At 53.2% G+C, this 14,559-nt stretch carries 17 protein-coding genes; 8 read left to right on the top strand and 9 right to left on the bottom strand.

Annotation, left to right across the window (positions count from 1 at the left end):
* Positions 1-300: 300 nt before the first annotated feature.
* The 4 genes from WCK51_08880 to WCK51_08865 form a co-directional block, all read right to left on the bottom strand.
* Positions 301-879 (bottom strand): hypothetical protein, encoded by a 579-nt coding sequence (locus WCK51_08880; GenBank protein ID MEI7576994.1) that lies wholly within the window; start codon positions 877-879, stop codon positions 301-303.
* Positions 880-1,393: 514 nt separating this feature from the next.
* Positions 1,394-2,374 carry an RHS repeat-associated core domain-containing protein gene (locus WCK51_08875; protein MEI7576993.1) on the bottom strand — a complete coding sequence of 327 codons (981 nt, stop codon included), beginning with the start codon at positions 2,372-2,374 and terminating at the stop codon, positions 1,394-1,396.
* Positions 2,371-2,538, bottom strand: a complete 168-nt coding sequence (locus WCK51_08870) for a hypothetical protein (GenBank protein MEI7576992.1) — start codon at positions 2,536-2,538, stop codon at positions 2,371-2,373. The genes WCK51_08875 and WCK51_08870 overlap by 4 nt, the downstream gene beginning before the upstream one ends.
* A 266-nt stretch (positions 2,539-2,804) precedes the next feature.
* Positions 2,805-3,785, bottom strand: a complete 981-nt coding sequence (locus tag WCK51_08865) for an RHS repeat-associated core domain-containing protein (GenBank protein MEI7576991.1) — start codon at positions 3,783-3,785, stop codon at positions 2,805-2,807.
* A 281-nt stretch (positions 3,786-4,066) separates the two neighbouring features.
* On the opposite strand from WCK51_08865, the gene hslU reads away from it, so the two are divergent.
* Positions 4,067-5,437, top strand: coding sequence for an ATP-dependent protease ATPase subunit HslU (gene hslU / locus WCK51_08860; GenBank protein ID MEI7576990.1), 1,371 nt, complete (start codon positions 4,067-4,069; stop codon positions 5,435-5,437).
* The gene (locus WCK51_08855) at positions 5,434-6,723 is read left to right on the top strand and encodes a hypothetical protein (protein ID MEI7576989.1); all 1,290 of its coding nucleotides are present in this window, start codon (positions 5,434-5,436) and stop codon (positions 6,721-6,723) included. The genes hslU and WCK51_08855 overlap by 4 nt, the downstream gene beginning before the upstream one ends.
* On the opposite strand, the gene WCK51_08850 is transcribed toward WCK51_08855, so the two are convergent.
* Entirely contained in the window at positions 6,724-7,446 is a 723-nt protein-coding gene (locus tag WCK51_08850; protein ID MEI7576988.1) for an SDR family oxidoreductase, read from the bottom strand.
* A complete protein-coding gene (locus WCK51_08845) occupies positions 7,443-8,147 on the bottom strand; it encodes a hypothetical protein (protein ID MEI7576987.1) in 705 nt (234 codons plus the stop codon). The genes WCK51_08850 and WCK51_08845 overlap by 4 nt, the downstream gene beginning before the upstream one ends.
* Positions 8,148-8,223: 76 nt before the next feature.
* On the opposite strand from WCK51_08845, the gene WCK51_08840 reads away from it, so the two are divergent.
* From WCK51_08840 to WCK51_08825, 4 genes are read left to right on the top strand one after another with little or no spacing between them, the layout of a single operon-like run.
* Positions 8,224-8,595, top strand: coding sequence for a nuclear transport factor 2 family protein (locus WCK51_08840; protein MEI7576986.1), 372 nt, complete (start codon positions 8,224-8,226; stop codon positions 8,593-8,595).
* A 3-nt stretch (positions 8,596-8,598) separates the two neighbouring features.
* Complete coding sequence (locus WCK51_08835) at positions 8,599-9,045, top strand: low molecular weight protein-tyrosine-phosphatase (GenBank protein MEI7576985.1); 447 nt, start codon at positions 8,599-8,601, stop codon at positions 9,043-9,045.
* Positions 9,046-9,067: 22 nt separating this feature from the next.
* A complete protein-coding gene (locus tag WCK51_08830; protein ID MEI7576984.1) occupies positions 9,068-9,730 on the top strand; it encodes a hypothetical protein in 663 nt (220 codons plus the stop codon).
* 20 nt (positions 9,731-9,750) lie between these two features.
* A complete protein-coding gene (locus tag WCK51_08825) occupies positions 9,751-10,980 on the top strand; it encodes a S41 family peptidase (GenBank protein ID MEI7576983.1) in 1,230 nt (409 codons plus the stop codon).
* A gap of 150 nt (positions 10,981-11,130) precedes the next feature.
* On the opposite strand, the gene argB is transcribed toward WCK51_08825, so the two are convergent.
* Complete coding sequence (gene argB, locus WCK51_08820) at positions 11,131-12,003, bottom strand: acetylglutamate kinase (protein MEI7576982.1); 873 nt, start codon at positions 12,001-12,003, stop codon at positions 11,131-11,133.
* A gap of 35 nt (positions 12,004-12,038) precedes the next feature.
* Here argB and WCK51_08815 point away from each other — a divergent pair, with 35 nt between their 5' ends.
* Complete coding sequence (locus tag WCK51_08815; GenBank protein MEI7576981.1) at positions 12,039-12,608, top strand: hypothetical protein; 570 nt, start codon at positions 12,039-12,041, stop codon at positions 12,606-12,608.
* A gap of 103 nt (positions 12,609-12,711) precedes the next feature.
* Here the strand turns inward: WCK51_08815 and WCK51_08810 are convergent, their stop codons facing one another.
* Complete coding sequence (locus WCK51_08810; GenBank protein ID MEI7576980.1) at positions 12,712-12,984, bottom strand: YHS domain-containing protein; 273 nt, start codon at positions 12,982-12,984, stop codon at positions 12,712-12,714.
* 43 nt (positions 12,985-13,027) lie between these two features.
* On the opposite strand from WCK51_08810, the gene WCK51_08805 reads away from it, so the two are divergent.
* Positions 13,028-13,720, top strand: coding sequence for a metallophosphoesterase (locus WCK51_08805; protein ID MEI7576979.1), 693 nt, complete (start codon positions 13,028-13,030; stop codon positions 13,718-13,720).
* Here WCK51_08805 and WCK51_08800 read toward each other — a convergent pair.
* Positions 13,692-14,558, bottom strand: a complete 867-nt coding sequence (locus tag WCK51_08800) for a nitrilase-related carbon-nitrogen hydrolase (protein MEI7576978.1) — start codon at positions 14,556-14,558, stop codon at positions 13,692-13,694. The genes WCK51_08805 and WCK51_08800 overlap by 29 nt on opposite strands.
* Between the last annotated feature and the right edge of the window lies 1 nt (position 14,559).

The following is a 14,559-nucleotide window of genomic DNA, read 5'->3' as shown; positions in this document are numbered from 1 at the left end:
GAACTGCGACGCGTTTTGGTGGGGACATTAGGTTCAAATGGTTTCTCAATTTTTGATTTTGGTGGGGACAAGTGGGGACAAGCTTTTGAGTGGGGAGTTGGAGCCTCGTTCATTGCCTTGCCCCGACTTCATCGGGATCTTCGACTTGAACATCGGCGGAAGCAGGCGAGACGCCCGCGATCCCAGTCGGGCGGGTGAGACATGCGGGCTACTTCGGGATGTTCCACTCGCGGCATCGAAATTTGATCATCACTTAATAGGCGACGAAACGAGGGGTTTGTCAACCTGCTTTTGGGCTTTTCATTCGTCGTTTTTCGCGATTCGTTCGGAATACGCCGAGTAGCGGGTGTCGAAGGTCCTGATCTTGCTGCCGTCCATGATGGCTGTGATGGAGCCCAGCTGGTCGGTCAGGAAGTCGTAGCGAAGCGTGCTTTCGATATAGCTCATCATCTGAGACTCCACGGTGTGGAACGTCTTGATGGTGCTTGTGCCCCGAACCTGCAGATAGTCCGTACCATCCCAGATGATTGTCGAAAGCGATCCGCCCACGTTCTCGACTTTCTTGAAGCCGTCTGAATCGTAGGTGTAGGTGTTCAACGTCGCATCCTCGGCGAATACCGCCATCCGGTTCTCTTTATCGTACGTCATCGTCGTCTTCTGCCAAGGCAGAGCTTGGTTCGTCTGGTTGCCGTTGGCGTCGTAGGTGTACGTTGTCACATACCCTCCCTGAACGCTTGTCACGAGCTGACCTGCCAAATCGTAGGCGAACGTCGTGGGCTCAACAAAGCTGTCGAACGTCTTGTTGTCCACGGCGTCGTAGCCGTAGGCATACGTCTGAATGTATAGACGTAAATCGAGTTCAAATGCGTTCTGATTCACGCCTATTACCAGAGGCTCATACTGCGATAGAGCTTTAAGTCAGATTTCCGTACAGCCCAAACTGCGTCTGTAACTCGTGTTCCATAGTAAAATCTTACGTGATATCGCCAAAATTTGCTATCAGGAATACGAGCAAGTCGCATCGGCATCGTGATACCAAATTCCTTCATAGCCTTCGCGAGCGCAATCGCTTCTTTGTGATTTCTGAGCTTGGTTGATCTGTGGCGGAGTGCATTCCCAGAATCTAGAATTCGATCTATGTTACACGTTAAGACTTTCTCTTCTTCGGCTAGCAGTAACATTCCTGCTGAATCATCGGTAAGTTGTACGACTTGGAAAAGACGAACAGATATTGCTGGGTTCCTCGCACATAGGTATGCAACTGAGTCAATCAGATATTTGCTATCTGTTTTTGGAGCGGTCGCGGCTCCAATACCGTTCGGGGTATTGGAACTATTCGGAGGCAGCTGGCCATATGTCGCACGAAGGAGCACCGCTGCCAAACTCGAGCAGATCATCGCTTATTACACTCCTTCGGGATGTTAGGGCAATTGTAGAGACGCATGTTTTTACACGAGTTACGAATCCACCAACCATAATATCCTACACATGCAGCGATCTCAATAGATCCAAAGGCACGTTTGAGGCACGCGTCAAGTTTCGATTGAAAGCACGGAATGTCTATCGCATGTGCAGCACATTCACTTGGAAGATATTTTTCCGACGGAACTACACATTCAAGGCCTCCCTTGCATTTGCAGTCCTGATGGTGCCGATCTTCATGTTTCTTAAGACACTCGACTACGTCTGCATTCGGGAGAGGTGGGCGACGCCGATCTTTGGGATTCCACCAACTCGGTTTCGGCCAGACACACGTAATCTTTTTGCCTTTGCAACACAAAACTGTTGCGAACCTAGGTCCCCCGCCTGCGTTCATATCGTAGGTCCAGTTTCTGGCACAGAAGTCGGCCGGATCGCACTCATCTGGGTTGCCACATTCAGAGAGTCCGCTAGGGTCAATATGTTTTCCGACCCTTCCCCCCACATACCCATACGCACTCTCATCCGGCCACAGCGGGTCAACAGTTGACCAGCCTCCCGTCAGATACGAATAGTGCCTTGCTCTGACATAGTGGCTCATGTGGAACAGACCGGTCTCTCGGTAGCCATACGAACCAACCCATCCGAAGCCACAGTTTGTTCCGGTGGACCACAGGTTGCGTCCATATGCCGAGTACCTTGTATCCCACACCCGTATCTGGCTCCCGTCCATGATGGCGGTGATGGAGCCGAGGTTGTCGGTGAGGAAGTCGTAGCGAAGCGTGCTTTCGATGTAGCTCATCATCTGAGACTCCACGGTGTGGAACGTCTTGATAGTGCTTTGCCCCCGAACCTGCAGATAGTCCGTTCCATCCCAGATGATGGTGGAGAGACTTCCGCCTACGTTCTCGACATTCTTGAAGCCGTCTGAATCGTAGGTGTAGGTATTTGTCATCTAATATTCTTTACGTATTCCAATCTTCCTGTTTTGAGGTCAAGGTTTCCGAACAGACCTGCTCCAAATTGCAACGGAAGCGCTACAACACTTAGAGCCGCTTGAGCTTTGCTCACTTTGTAGCCAATGCAGAATGAGTCAGGGTCGCCATTCTGTTTAATCATCGACCAAAGTGCATTAGCTACTTGTACCGGCATCCGCTTCCGTCTCTTGAACTTTTCAGGATCACAGTGATTGCACGTAGCGATCTGTCCATGAGTGCGTGCAGTAACCATCCAATAAGCTCGGCCCTGATGATTTAGGGATCTCTGAATGATGAAATCTTGAGCCACAGGAAGACTTAGAATGACTCTCTGTAACTCCACCTTGGATGGCTCCCTTTGAAAAGCTAATCCACATCCAGCCGCGCCAAGAATTAAAGTCGGAATAATCACTTACACTCCTTGTGCTTCCTGCATCCCAGTAGGGTTTGAAACTTACATGAATCCTTTATCCAGTGTTCTATCTCGGCGAGGCAGAACACCTTTTGCCATCCTTGAAGCTTGTCACACTCTTTTCGCGAGTTAGCATAGCAGTCAATCTCGACGGCGTATCCGTTGCATTCATTCCGAATATACTCTTCAAGGCTCGTTTTATCAGGAGGTAAGCATTCCTTAGCCCCTTGCTTTGGACAACTGCACTGGCTGTGGTGAGTTTCTTCATGCTTCCGGATACATGATTTGATCCGATCTGACGTCCCAGTCGGAAGATTAAAGTCGAAGATGCATGTAATTTTCTTACCATCGCAACATAGCACGGCTCCCTGTCGAGGTTTCCCATTTTTGTCATTCCCGTACCTCCACATGCGATTGCAAAACGAAGTCGCATCTCCACAGGGGTCATCATTGCAGCTAGCTAGACCGCTCGGATCAACGTTACTGGTCGCCCTACCCCTCACATACCCACGCGCACTCTCATCCGGCCACAGCGGATCGACTGTGCTCCAGGCTCCCGTCACATACGAGTAGTGCCTTGCCCTCACATAGTGGCTCATGTGGACGAGTCCGGTCTCTTTGTAGCCGTAGCTTCCTACCCAGCCAAAGCCACAGCCGGTTCCGGTTGCCCAGAGGTTACGGCCGTACGCCGAGTAGCGGGTGTCGAAGATCCTGGTCTGGTTGCCGTCCATGATGGCGGTAATCGAACCCAACTGGTCGGTGAGGAAGTCGTAGCGGAGCGTACTTTCGATGTAGCTCATCATCTGAGACTCCACGGTGTGGAACGTCTTGATGGTGCTTGTGCCCCGAACCTGCAGATAGTCCGTTCCATCCCAGATGATGGTCGAAAGCGACCCGCCCAAGTTCTCGACCTTCTTGAAGCCGTCTGAATCGTAGGTGTAGGTGTTCAACGTCGCATCCCCAGCCAATGTCGCCATCCGGTTCTCTTAATCATACGACAGAATTTGTTGGCGTCGAGAGGTGGTTCCGCCGATCAGGTCCGATTCCGAGTTCGCCGAGGGTCGGAGTTATTGTGGATCCAACTGCGAGTGTTGATCCTGCATGATTTGGCTCGGGCCACCCTGTTTGGAGGTATGCCTTTCGGGTGGGCGCAGTTCGGAGGGAGGTTTTCGGGGCGCGACGTTAGGAGGGTCTCGGAAACCTTTCTCCGAAAGGGATTGGCCTCGGGCACCCGCGGTTGTATGTCAGAATCAAGCTAGTGAATACTCCTCCGGTCGAAGACCTTACTCCGCGCCAGATTGTGGCGGAGCTTGATAAGTACATCATCGGCCAAAACGCCGCGAAGAAGGCGATTGCGGTGGCTTTGCGGAACCGGTATCGGCGTCAGCAGTTGCCTGAGGCGGAGCGGGCGGACGTAATGCCGAAGAACATCCTGATGATCGGTCCGACGGGGGTTGGTAAGACCGAGATCGCGCGACGGTTGGCGCAGATGGCACGGGCGCCATTTGTAAAGGTGGAGGCAACGAAGTTCACGGAAGTGGGCTACGTTGGGCGCGATGTAGAGTCGATGATTCGGGACCTCGTCGCTACTGCGGTGAGGCTGGTTGAAGTTGAAAAGCAGGCGGCGGTTGAGGCGGAGGCTTCGACATTTGCTTTGGATAGGGTGGTCGATCTGTTGGATTCTGAGTTGAATTCAGATGTGGTTTATCCGGATGCGGAAGAGTTTGATTGGGATCGGCAGTCGGCGGAAGTAGAGCGGCGGAAGGCGATCTTGCGGCAGGAGATTATTCGCGGAGAGCACGATCAGGCGTTCATTGAGTTTGATGTTGAGGAGCCTTCAAACCCATTCTTGCAGGTGTTCACTCCGGGGGGAATGGAGGAGATGGGGTTTGATATGAATCAGCTCACCAATCCATTTGGGAACAAGCGAGTGATGCGCAAAGCGACGGTTGCGGAGTCTATGGCCTTACTGAAGGAGGAAGAGGCTGGGAAGCTGGTGGATCGCCATTCCGTTCACCGAGAGGCGGTTCAGCGGGCCGAGCAGACGGGGATTATCTTCATCGACGAAATTGACAAGGTCGCTGGGAAGGGCGGCGGATCTGGGCCGGACGTTTCACGTGAGGGTGTTCAGCGCGATTTGTTGCCGATCATTGAGGGTTCAACCGTTCAGACGAAGTTTGGGCCGGTTTCGACCGAGCACATTTTGTTTGTGGCAGCGGGGGCGTTTCATATGTCGAAGCCCAGCGACCTGATTCCTGAGTTGCAGGGACGACTACCAATTCGGGTTGAGCTGGAGGCTTTGTCCGACGTTGATTTCAATCGTATTTTAACCGAGCCTCGTAATGCTTTGGTTGGGCAGTATCAAAAGCTGCTGAAGGTTGACGGTGTTGAAGTTTCGTTTACTGCTTCTGGCATCAAAGAGATCGCACGGCTTGCGGCTCAGGTGAATGCGACCACGGATAACATTGGGGCTCGGCGGTTGCAGACGATGATGGAGTTGTTGTTGCAGGATGTGCTGTTCGAGGCTCCGGAGGGCGCTCAAGGAAAGATTGAGTTTGACGAGAAAGCGGTTAGAGCGAAACTTGAAGACTATGTCGCCAACCTTGAACGAGCAAAAATGATGGTATGAGAAAGTCGCTACCTTATTTGTTGATGCTACTGAGTTCAACTTCGATGGCTCAGATGTGGACTGAGCTTGAAAAAGATCAAATCATCAAGTACTGGGCTCCGACCAATCGGCTGGTTACCTCCTCAACTGGCAAACCAAGTGTTCGGCTAACGGTCGAAGGCTCAAAGTGGCTCTGGGAATACAATCGGTTGCGCGGCAAAGCGAAGTCTAATCCCAGCCTCGTTCCGGTGGCAGCCAACCCCCAAGAAGCGGTTTGGGAAACGTGGATCGATGCACGGGTGGCGTACGATCGTTGGAAGGCGCAGCCCTTGGCTACCCTAGTTAAGGATCCGGGCCCGGCTCCGGCAGATCTGATTTCGCTGGCGGGTAACCCGCCTCCATTTGCTAGTCTGGTGACTCCAAACAAGTTTGTAGTGAACATCGATGGTCAGCAGTATGTTTACGAAGACAACCTGGACATGCGTCCTCGGTTTGCCTACTATCGGTTCACGGATGGAGTGCGATCTTTCGGGACCAAGCTCGGCACCTTGCCCATTACGGAGCTCAACGAGATTCTGGATTCGGCTGGAGTTGACGAATCGGGGGCGCGAATCTTTAAAGCAGTTTCTCTGCTGGAAGGTGGATTCGATTCTCTGAACACGTATGATACTGGGTTCATCTCGGTTGGTTTCATCCAGTTTGCGGCGCTGGCAGAAGGTGGACACTCTCTTGGACAAAGTTTGTTGCAGTTCAAGACGGACAACCCAATTGAGTTTGGAAAAGATTTTCGCAGATTTGGAATCGATGTCACTTCGGCAGGCTTAATCGTAGCTCTCGATACGAATACTCGTTCGGAGCGGGTTGGGGCGGCAGCAAACGAACTTGTAATCAAGGATAAGCGGCTGGCTGCAGTATTCCAGCGGGCGGGGCAGTTTAAGCCCTACCGAGTGGCGCAGGTGAAAACCGCTAAGCGCATGTACTGGCCTGCTAAGGAAAAGTGGTCGATTAAGAAGCCCACCGGAGAAACGGTTTCAGGCACGCTTGACGAGATTATTGAGAGCGAAGCGGCGAGGGCGGTGTTCCTGGATCGAAAGGTGAACACCGGTAATCTCGGCTTCCTGAACTCTGTGCTTCAGGCGATTGCTGACGACCAGCAAGAGTACTGTATCGACGTACTGAAGAAGTTCGAAGGGGTGGTTGTGGAAGCCTTGTGGTACCGCTACAACCCGAACAAGGATATGCTACTCTCGAAGCCGAAAGCATGCGAGATGCTTCCGGCGGTGATGGCTAAGTTCAAGCGATCTTGATCACCAAGGAAGCTCTTTTTCCATGTGGAAGAACTTTCCGCTTGGACCATCTTCTGGCAGCGTTGCAAGGAAGACACTCGTCTTCGCTCCGTCCTCGATCTTCATCGGAGCTTGTTCGCCTCCCATGTCAGTTTGCACCCAGCCAGGGTGTGCAGAGTTGACTTTTATGTTCGTTTCCCGAAGTTCTTTTGCAAGCAAGACGGTGAACATATTGAGAGCAGACTTACTTGAGCAATAAGCCACCGCTCCGACGTAGTCCTTCAACTCTCGAGAAGTAGATTGATTGGTTAGCGAACCAATATTCGAAGTCAGGTTGACGATTCTTCCGGAGGCGCTCTTCTTTAGCAAAGGTAGCATTGCCTGAGTCAGGGCGATGACGCCGAATACGTTGGTTTCGTAAGTTTCTCTCAGTTGCTCAACCGAAACTTCGGACGGGGGGACGCCCCAGTCGAGTCCGATTCCAGCGTTGTTGACGAGCACGTCCAATTTGCCAAACTCAGCTTCGATTTGCGACGCAACCTCCTGGAATGAGGTGCTCTTGGTCATGTCCAGGTACACAAAGTGCGCTCCAGTCCCCAGTGTGGCGGCGGCAGCTCTTCCCTTCTCAGCATCACGGGCCCCGACAAGCACGGTGTAGCTGAGCGCAAGAAGCTGGCGGGCGGTTTCGAAGCCGATACCTTTGTTGGCACCGGTGATTAAGGCAATTTTATTCATGGTAGTCAGAATCTGGTGGTCAGGCCGATGGATGCGTAGTTAACCCACGCAAACGAGTAGACCCTAGGAACGTCAGCTCCACCTTCGAGAGTTCGCAATCCGAAGTAGAGGTCTTGACGATCGTTGATTCGTTTGTTCAACTGTACACCGATGTCAAATGCTCGACCTGGTCCGCCTGCAAGGCCGTCGAAGTCAAAGGTCACGTTCCAGCCGTTACCCATCTCCTCGAATCCTGAAACGTGGAGGAGCGGAACGATTCCCCGGGGGTCAAGTTCTGATCGCGAGAGGGCGCCTTGTCGCAGAGTTACCTCGGCGTCGCGGACCTTCAGTGTGTAGCCAAATTTCCATTTCCGGCGCTCGGATGAGAACCATGGACGTCGGTAAGTGATTCGGTAAGAGTTGAATTGGTAGATGCCAGATGCTAGTCCGGAGGCGAAGGTCGCATCCTGGAAGTTGACAGGGCCATTCAGCGTTCCGCTACCGGAGATTCGGAAGGGAGCGTAAAGGAATCGCCACTCCTCCAGATCATTTTTTCTCCATGCCAGTTCGACGCGGGAGAATTGGAACCCGCCTCGGCCGGTGATATCCGTCATCGAAAACTCGGTACCGGTCGAACCAGGTATCCGCTGATCGTTTCGGTTGACGAACGCGGAGCCGCCCTCGACCTTTAACGTGAACTGCGGAGGAGTTGGAGGAAGATCAGTGAACATCTGCCATCAATTTACGAGAAATCTTTACGAAGATTTCACATACTCGCTCGAACTCGGCTGGTAAAGTTCGCTTGTTATGGACCTCATCCAACTCGGCAACGAACTTAAGGGATACATTGAATCGGGCAACCCTCACGGTGCTTTTGACAACCTCTACCACCCAGACGTGGTTTCGATCGAAGCAGGCGGAAGTGCTGAATCGACGACGACAGGAATCGCATCATGCCTCCAGAAGGCGGAGTGGTTCGGCAACGAATTTGAGGTTCATGGCGGTAAGGTGACCGGCCCGTTCCCGGACGGAGTTGATCAGGTCGCGATCTTGATGAGCTACGACGTGACCCAGAAGTCGAGCGGTCATCGGTTCCCTCTAGAGGAGATCGGGATTTACACGTTTGCCGACGGCAAGATCGTGAAAGAGAAGTTCTATAACACGATGCCTTCTGGCTAGTTCATGCCAAATGTGCTTTTTGTTTGTTTAGGGAATATCTGTCGCTCGCCCATGGCAGAGGCTTTGTTCCGCCACAAGGCGGGCGACGGATTCGAGATCGAATCAGCGGGCACGGGGAATTGGCATGTTGGTCACGATCCGGACCGACGGGCGATCGAGACCTTAGCGAAACACGGAATCCACGAGTACAGCAGGGCCAGGCAGGTGACATCGAGTGACTTTGAACGGTTTGACTTCATCATTGCGATGGATGAGCAAAACCTCGATGACTTGTATGCCTGGCCGGGCGCACGTCGCGAGAAAGTCAGCCTGATGATGTCGTGGGTCGAGGCCCCGCCGACCCTAAACGTTCCCGATCCTTATCACGGCGAGATGGAAGATTTCGAGCTGGTCTATGTGCTTCTCGATGAGGCAACTACGGAATTGCTCGAAAAATTGCAACGCAAGTAGGATTTCAGCGTCAATTAATGTGATGGCTCTCGTAGCGATGGCGGTGGGGTTTTACGCGATTCAATGGAATCGCTCGGCCTATTTGGGTAAGTCTCCTGAGCAGATTGTGGCCATGGGACGCGATAAGTGGTTTGCGGCCTACACCAAGAAGTACGGGGAACATACGCGCGGAATGTGCGATGCGGAAACGACCTACGGAGATGCACTCAAGAACCTAAATGATCGAGCACTCAAACGCGTCAGTACGGAGCGGAGAAAGTTTTTGGAAACCGCTCGTTACCACTGCAAGCAAATCGCTTTGAGGGGGCACGAAGTTGGGTACGCGATCACCGGTGGCGGGACCATGTGGCAACCCTTTTTTGCCGGCATCCAGGCGAATGTCGAAGAACTTATCGCCGAGAGCATTGTGAATAAGCCGATGCCGATGTACAAGATGAAGTCAATTGAGTCCCGTTTCACCGAAATGGACGAGACATCGAAGAAGGCGTTTGCCGACATGACCGAAGAGTCGATCGCTGAGTGCAAAAAGGCATTTAATGAATTCCGATACCAGGAATCGGTTTCTCGCAGCTTCGTGCAAAACGCTCCCGAGAACGACCGGACTCGCCTTCGACTGTTCATTCACAAGCAATTCGATGTTGCAATTGCAAAAGAGATGATCGGCGACGGCGCACAAACGCACTAGTTTTGCGTTAAGATTCCATCATGGCAATCATTCGACGTCTCATTGGAGCGTTCGTCGTTTCGTGTCTGGCGGTCTCGGCTTGGGCCCAGGAGCTGTCGGCAGAGCAGAAGACCAAGATTCTCGCCGATGTTGAGGGAATCGTTACAGAACGGGCCTTCGTTCCTGGAGTGGATTTTTCAAAATGGAAATCGTTCTTAGAATCGAAGCAAACAGCAATTGACGAGGCGAAGGATGTTTCTGCTTTTACTCGGATAGTGAATCAGACTCTGCGAGAGTTTGGGCTGTCTCATATGGCGCTCCTGAACCCGCGCTCCACCAAAGCTCGCACCCAAACGACGGCGGTTGGGCCAGGAATGAACATGATTCTTGAGGACAAAGGGCTGCGCGTTCGGGCGGTTCTTCCTGAGGGGCCAGCCAAGGAGGCCGGCATCAACGAGAAGGACATCATTGTCACCGTCAACGGCACAAAGCCGACCTCTGTCGACGCTCTTAACGGTGAGAAAGGGACTAAGTTTAAGGTCGAAATTGAAAACGAGAAAGGCGAAAAGCGCGAGATTGAGATCGAACTGAAGGAGTACTCAACCGTCCGTAAGAACACCGTGACTTGGTTTGGCGAAGACGCGGCAGTTCTACGAGTGAACTCATTTACCCGAGGCTACGAACGCGCCAATATTGACGAACTCGTCACGGAAGCCAGCAAAGCCAAGTACCTGATTCTGGACTTGCGTTCGAACGGCGGAGGTGCGGTGAACAACCTCCGGCATTTACTTTCCTGTCTGATGCCTGATAACACGGCCTACGGAACGTTTATTAGCCGCACCACAGCAAAGGACTTCACGACCGCTCGGCCAACCGAAGAGGCTACGCCAGAAAAGATTGCAGAGTGGGCACCGGTGAAGGCAAAGACGACCAAAGGGAAAGTGGAGCCATTCAAGGGCACATTGGCGGTACTGATCAACCGAGGCTCAGCTAGCGCAAGTGAGATTACAGCTGCGGCATTGCAGGAGCTTCGCGGCGCGAAAGTGATCGGAACAAAAACTGCTGGCGCAGTGCTTGCGTCGGTGTTCCGAAACATCAGCGAGGGCTTCTCAGTTCAGTATCCGGTCAGCGACTACGTGACGATCAAAGGGAAGCGGCTCGAAAAGGGACCCGTGGTTCCGGACGTCGAGGTCACTGCGGTCCGGCAAGGCGACGGTCCTGATCCGGTGATTGAGAAGGCTCTGGAAGTCCTGCGTGGCGGCTTGGGGTAGCGCTTGGAGGAGGTAGTCAATTACCGCCCTCACTCTCCCAACCCCCTCTCCCTCCCAGAAAGGAGAGGGGGCTTCACTGCTCGCTTCGCTTGCTGAGTCAGGCGAGACCCCCCGCTTCGTTGGGATCTTCGGTCTGCGATCTCAGTGGTGCTAAACAATCATGGTGCCGACGCCAGCGTCGGTAAAGATCTCGAGCAAGAGGGAATTTGGGCTGGAGCCGTCGATGAGGTGGACACTTCCGACGCCTTTCTCGACGGCTTCGATTCCTGCTTCAAGCTTGGGGATCATGCCGCCGTCGGCTCGCTTCTGATTGATCATCGTCCTTGCTTCTTTGGCGGTCAGTCTGGAAATCGTTGACCCAGGATCATTGCGGTCTGAAAGCACTCCGGCGGTATCCGAGAGCAGGATCAGCTTTGAGGCGCTGATAGCGGCGGCGAGAGCCGCGGCGGCGGTGTCTGCGTTGACGTTGAGGGGCTGGTGGTTTGAATCGGTGGCCACGGAGCAGACAACGGGAATAAAGCCCGCAGCTAGCGCGACGGAGACGATCTCGTCATTCACCATCGTTACGTTCCCAACTCTTCCTAACTGATCTGAAATCGCTTCGGCCTGAAGAAGATTGCCGTCCCTTCCCGAGAGTCCGACTGCCTTGCCTCCCAACCGCTGGATCAACCCAACCAAGGACTTGTTCGCTCGACCAGCAAGTGCCATTTCAACAACTTCCATTGTAGTGTCGTCAGTGACTCGCAGGCCCTCGTGAGTTACCTTTTCGATCCCAAGTTTCTTGAGCCAAGTGTCGATTTCTGGGCCGCCGCCGTGGACGAGAACGATACGTATTCCTACCAAAGAGAGCAAGAGCACATTACGGATGACACTCTCGGTTGCTTCGGGTGAACGCATCGCCGAGCCACCAAATTTTACGACGAATGTGTGGCTCTGGAATTGCTGGATGTACGGTAGAGCCTGATTGAGAATATCGCCGCGAATATCGGTCACAAAAACAGTATGACTGCTTAACAATCTCATAAAAAAGTGGCACAATTAGGAGGCTGGAAACCGTTATGCAAGACGTTGTTGTGCTCCTCGAAGAACTCCAAATCTTAACCTTGGAAGAACCCCGAAAGATCATCGGGCGACTCACCTACGGGCTGGATCAGGAAGAGATTGAGTTGCAAATCAACAAGATTAAGCAGTCTCTGCCGGTCGAAATTGTTGGGGCAGCCCAGAACATGCGACAGTCCGAAGAGATCAAAAAGTCTGCTCAGGAGACAGCCGACCAGATTATCGAAAATGCAAAGCGAGAGGCGACACGACTTGTCGACACCGCAAACGAACAGTCGATGCAAATCATCGAAAGCGCGAAGATTCAGCAGGAGCGACTGGTAGCCGAAAGCGAAGTTTTCCGACTGGCCAAAGATCAGGCCGAGGGTCTGCGAAACGAAGCCGAGCGAACTGCAGCGCAAATTCGACGCGGAGCAGATCAGTACGCTGCCGATTTGTTGACGCGATTGGAATCAAACGTTGACCGAATCGGGGCATCGGTTCGAGCGAGCCGAGCTGAGCTCGGAGCGCCGGAGACGGTTTCCTCCGTTTCGACTCAAAATCGACCGGCAGAGCGAATTCGAGTTTGAGATAGCCTCAAGTTCGGATGAGGGCCCAAGCCACTCGCCGAACTCTTTACCCAAAAATTTCCACAAAAAAGGGCGACTCTTTTAGAGTCGCCCTTTTCAACAATCAACCCTTTTTCTTTGGGATTGGAACGTGATCGGCGTCCTTGTACTTCTCTGGATCCTTGTCGAAAGCTGGTTTGCAGCCAGCGCAGCAGAAGTAGTATCGGTTGCCCTTGTAGTCGCTGAAGAGCTTAGCCTTCGTTGACTTCTTGACGTCGATCTTGTCCTGCGGCATTACGGCGCAGTGCAGTTCCTTCTTCTTCTTGTCCTTATCCTGAGCGTTGATGGCCGGAACCACCATCGCGCAGAGCATGAGAGCTACCACGAGTTTCTTCATAACTCTTCAAGTATAGTCACGGACGGTGGGAAAAGTTTCGTTTTTGCACACAAATGATATGCACGGCACCTTGACGGATGAGGTGTTTGACGCTCTCTCCGCACTTCGGAAGGAAGTGGATTTGTACGTCGATTCGGGGGATTCCATCAGGACCGGCAACCTCGGGATTCCGCTGGGTCCCGATCCGGTTTGGGCAAAATTTCAGGAATTGCAGTTAGACGTATCGGTTCTCGGAAATCGCGAGACGCATCCGATTCGAGCGGCGTTTGAGAAGAAAATTGAGGGAGCTTCTCATAAGATCGTCGTTGCGAATATGAACCAGTCTGATGGTATTTCAGCATATGCGGGGGGATTCACGCTGGACGTCAATGATCTTCGGATTGGCTTCTTCGGAGTCATGGTTCCGATGGCGACCGAGGCAAAGCGCGACAAGGCACTTTGGGCTCACCGCTGGACTCAACCGATTCCCGTTGCCGTTGAGTGCGCGCGGCAAATGCGCGCGTCTGTCGAATTGCTTTGCGCGGTTACCCACATCGGCCATCAGCGCGACATCGAACTCGCCCGAGCCGCACCGGAGATTGACATCATTTTTGGAGGACACTCGCACACTTTCTTGCAAGAGCCTTACCGGGAAGGCAACACTTACATCTGCCAAGGTGGGTCGCACAATCGCTTTGCTGGCGTCTACCAGTGGGAGAATGGGGTACTTACGGGCGGACTTCGCCCGCTTCGGTGACTAGAGTTTGGATCGTGGGCCAAGCCGCCTGCAGGTCGGAGATGAGCGGAGTGGAAGCCCGTGCGATCTGAACCAGTCCAAGGTCAAGTTCGGCGACGATGATTGCTTCTTTCCCCACCGGGGCCTCGACGAGGACCCGGCCGAATGGATCGGTAATCATCGAGCCACCTACGAATCCCTTTCCGCCCTCGAACCCGACAAGCTGGCAGAGGATGCAGAAGACGCCATGCTCCTCGCTGATTCCTTTGACAAGACGACCGTACCGGTCGTGGTTCTCGATGTGATCGCCGTTAAAGCCTCGCGCGGGTGAGGCAGAAGGAATCACCATCGTCGTCGCTCCGGCGACCGCCGTCATGGTCGGAAAGATCGAGTGCCAGACGTCTTCGCAAATCATCATCCCAGTCTTGCCGAGCTTAGTTTCAACAACTCCCAGCGAGCGTCCTCGGGAGACAAAGCGGTCTTCATCAAACACTCCATAGGTCGGCAAAAAGAACTTCTGATAGCTGCTCTTGTGCTCGGCACCATGTGAATTGCAACTTAAAAAGGCGGATGAATTGTATATGTTTCCGTCTTCAAGTTGATAATATCCGGTCACGACGTCGATCTCGCGCGAGAGCTTGCCACTCAACCGCTGGCTCAGTTCGGTGGCCAACTCGCCGGCGGTCATACAGAGCTCGACAACTCCACCTTCCAAGAAGTAGCCGGTCGTCGCCGTCTCGGGAAACGCCACCAAATCACAATTCTCATTCGCCGCCTGAATGATCCCTTCGGCAATCCGATCAAGGTTTGGCGCAAGTTTGCCCTTGTCGGGAGCGAACTGAACGGCGGCGACTTGCATC

The sequence above is a fragment of the Armatimonadota bacterium genome (assembly GCA_037138755.1).
GTDB lineage: Bacteria > Armatimonadota > Fimbriimonadia > Fimbriimonadales > Fimbriimonadaceae > Fimbriimonas.
This window is presented reverse-complemented; position numbering and strand designations above follow the sequence as displayed.

Bases quoted from the DNA above. Each gene is read 5' to 3' on its own strand.
- WCK51_08875 (MEI7576993.1), bottom strand. From the start codon at position 2,374: ATGACAAATACCTACACCTACGATTCAGACGGCTTCAAGAATGTCGAG.
- WCK51_08870 (MEI7576992.1), bottom strand. From the start codon at position 2,538: ATGATTAAACAGAATGGCGACCCTGACTCATTCTGCATTGGCTACAAA.
- WCK51_08865 (MEI7576991.1), bottom strand. From the start codon at position 3,785: ATGGCGACATTGGCTGGGGATGCGACGTTGAACACCTACACCTACGAT.
- WCK51_08855 (MEI7576989.1), top strand. From the start codon at position 5,434: ATGAGAAAGTCGCTACCTTATTTGTTGATGCTACTGAGTTCAACTTCG.
- WCK51_08845 (MEI7576987.1), bottom strand. From the start codon at position 8,147: ATGTTCACTGATCTTCCTCCAACTCCTCCGCAGTTCACGTTAAAGGTC.
- WCK51_08840 (MEI7576986.1), top strand. From the start codon at position 8,224: ATGGACCTCATCCAACTCGGCAACGAACTTAAGGGATACATTGAATCG.
- WCK51_08835 (MEI7576985.1), top strand. From the start codon at position 8,599: ATGCCAAATGTGCTTTTTGTTTGTTTAGGGAATATCTGTCGCTCGCCC.
- WCK51_08830 (MEI7576984.1), top strand. From the start codon at position 9,068: ATGGCTCTCGTAGCGATGGCGGTGGGGTTTTACGCGATTCAATGGAAT.
- WCK51_08825 (MEI7576983.1), top strand. From the start codon at position 9,751: ATGGCAATCATTCGACGTCTCATTGGAGCGTTCGTCGTTTCGTGTCTG.
- argB (MEI7576982.1), bottom strand. From the start codon at position 12,003: ATGAGATTGTTAAGCAGTCATACTGTTTTTGTGACCGATATTCGCGGC.
- WCK51_08815 (MEI7576981.1), top strand. From the start codon at position 12,039: ATGCAAGACGTTGTTGTGCTCCTCGAAGAACTCCAAATCTTAACCTTG.
- WCK51_08810 (MEI7576980.1), bottom strand. From the start codon at position 12,984: ATGAAGAAACTCGTGGTAGCTCTCATGCTCTGCGCGATGGTGGTTCCG.
- WCK51_08800 (MEI7576978.1), bottom strand. From the start codon at position 14,558: ATGCAAGTCGCCGCCGTTCAGTTCGCTCCCGACAAGGGCAAACTTGCG.